Origin of the sequence: Arthrobacter sp. efr-133-TYG-104, assembly GCF_030208915.1 — a bacterium.
Lineage (GTDB): Bacteria > Actinomycetota > Actinomycetes > Actinomycetales > Micrococcaceae > Arthrobacter.
Map to the genome: position 1 here is coordinate 1 of NZ_JARVTA010000027.1, position 1,966 is coordinate 1,966.

2 protein-coding genes are annotated in these 1,966 nt (G+C 62.3%); one reads left to right on the forward strand and one right to left on the reverse strand.

Translation table 11 applies throughout. The features are described 5' to 3' along the window. Nucleotides 1-80 precede the first annotated feature (80 nt). Nucleotides 81-674, forward strand: coding sequence for an HhH-GPD-type base excision DNA repair protein (locus QRN04_RS16850; protein ID WP_284977184.1), 594 nt, complete (start codon nucleotides 81-83; stop codon nucleotides 672-674). An 83-nt stretch (nucleotides 675-757) separates the two neighbouring features. Here the strand turns inward: QRN04_RS16850 and QRN04_RS16855 are convergent, their stop codons facing one another. Continuing rightward, nucleotides 758-1,699: a patatin-like phospholipase family protein gene (locus tag QRN04_RS16855; protein WP_284977183.1), complete on the reverse strand. Its 942-nt coding sequence runs from the start codon at nucleotides 1,697-1,699 to the stop codon at nucleotides 758-760. Nucleotides 1,700-1,966 lie beyond the last annotated feature (267 nt).

Here is a 1,966-nt window from a genome sequence, read left to right on the forward strand (position 1 = left end):
CACGCCCCACCACACCAACGCAAATCCACCCACAAACACCACCCACGGCAGCCCAGACAGGAGCTGCAACTGGTGGGAGGATGGGACCCATGGAACTGCACATCACAGGAGATCCCACCGCGGACCGGCTACTCAGCGACGACGCATTCGCGCTACTGACGGGCATGCTCTTGGACCAACAAGTCACCATGGAATCGGCCTTCGCCGGGCCTGAGAAAATCCGCGCGCGCTTGGGGTCGCTGAACCCGGCCGCGATCGCCGAGTACGACCCCGCCGAGTTCGTCGAAGTTTTCAAGGAAAGGCCGGCAGTCCATAGATTCCCGGGATCCATGGCGGGCAGGGTCCAAGCACTGGCGGAGACAGTGCACCGTGATTGGGATGGAGACGCAGCGGCAATCTGGACAAGCGGCAATCCCGACGGCGCTGAAGTGCTCCGGCGCCTCCTGGCTTTACCTGGCTTCGGAGAACAGAAGGCAAAGATCTTCCTGGCGTTGCTGGGGAAACAATGCGGGCTCCGGGCTGAAGGGTGGAGGGAAGCATCCGGCCACTATGGCGAACAGGGCTCTTACCTGTCGGTCGCCGACATAGTTGACCCGGCGTCGTTGGCCAAAGTGCGCGCCAGCAAGCAGGCAGCAAAAGCAGCTGCCAAGGCCGCAAAGTCACCGGCCAGTTGATTAGCAGGTTCCCTCCGGGAACCCACCACGAGTACGCGAAAGCAGAAGGGCCCTCACGTAAAAAGTGAGGGCCCTTGCTGGTATCAGCTCCAGAGTTCCTTGAGCGTTGCCGCTTGGGCTCTTCCTTGTTCGTACCCGGCTTGCGCGGCGGCGGGACGAAGCGAAAGGTCCATGGCGTTTACTCCAAACATGTGTTCGGCGTCGCTGTCGGGAAATACTGTGGCCACACTGCTGCCACCTTGGCGCAGAGCATCTATCTGAGTGGCGAGGTGCATGCCCCACTCCACTGGCTGCAGGGACTTGCCGCCGAACGGTGAAAGCACCAGGACCCGGCCGAATCCAGCGGCGAGATCCGCATTCTCCGCATTGGACCGGTAACCGCCATCGATGAAGTAGTTGTCCCCGATCCGGTATGGACGGCCACTGGAACAACTGGCTGCGATGGCGTCCACCAAATCGACTCCACTGTGTCGGTCAAAAACGGCCGGTTCACCCGTCTTCGCGTCGACGGCCGTGATGAATACCGCCCGCTCCGGCCAGTCTTGGTTCGGTAGCCGGGAAGCGACCGTTTTTCGCCACTGTGCCTGCCAGGAATCGTCGGCACCCGCATCCAGATCCAATGCGGCCGATCCCAATCTGCGTCGCATGTCGGCAGCGTCTACGGCCGAAGAGATGATTCCCTTAATACGCGCCAGATGATCTACCGCCGGCCTAGCGCGCGTCTCGACTCCCCCGGGGCGTTGCCGGGAGACAGGTAACGGCGCCAGCGTGGCCGCCAAAAGTTCAGTCGGAGACATACCCGCGATCTGCGCCGCGGCCGTGGAGCCGGCTGACGTTCCGATGGTCAAGTCCGCCGTAGTTGCGTCGAGCCCAGCCTCATACAGCCCAGCCACGACGCCGATAAGCCAGGCATTGCCTGTAGACCCACCGCCGCCTAGGACCAACGCTCGTTTCAGTCCACTAGCCCCGGCAATGGAAGCCGGCGTCGGGGTGGAGTTCAGGGACGAAGAATGGTTTCTGTTCATGGGAGTCGCCTTTCGCGGTTTTGCGCTAAATGACGCTCCCGACGGCGACTACCTTAGTCGCGAAATCGTGGACAGCGAGGGAGCGCCCACTATGGATACTGCGTTCATGGGTCTCACCTCCAGTCGATATGACACGATCACTGAACAAGCTAGCACGGTTAGCGGCGGTCCACCACGGCGCGGCCGCCGGCACTAGGTCGGGGTGTCGGAGCGGGTGGTGTTTAAATGCGGGGAGCCCCGACCGTGTGGTCGGGGCTGCCCGGTTGA

Bases quoted from the DNA above. Each gene is read 5' to 3' on its own strand.
- QRN04_RS16850 (WP_284977184.1), top strand. From the start codon at position 81: ATGGGACCCATGGAACTGCACATCACAGGAGATCCCACCGCGGACCGG.
- QRN04_RS16855 (WP_284977183.1), bottom strand. From the start codon at position 1,699: ATGAACAGAAACCATTCTTCGTCCCTGAACTCCACCCCGACGCCGGCT.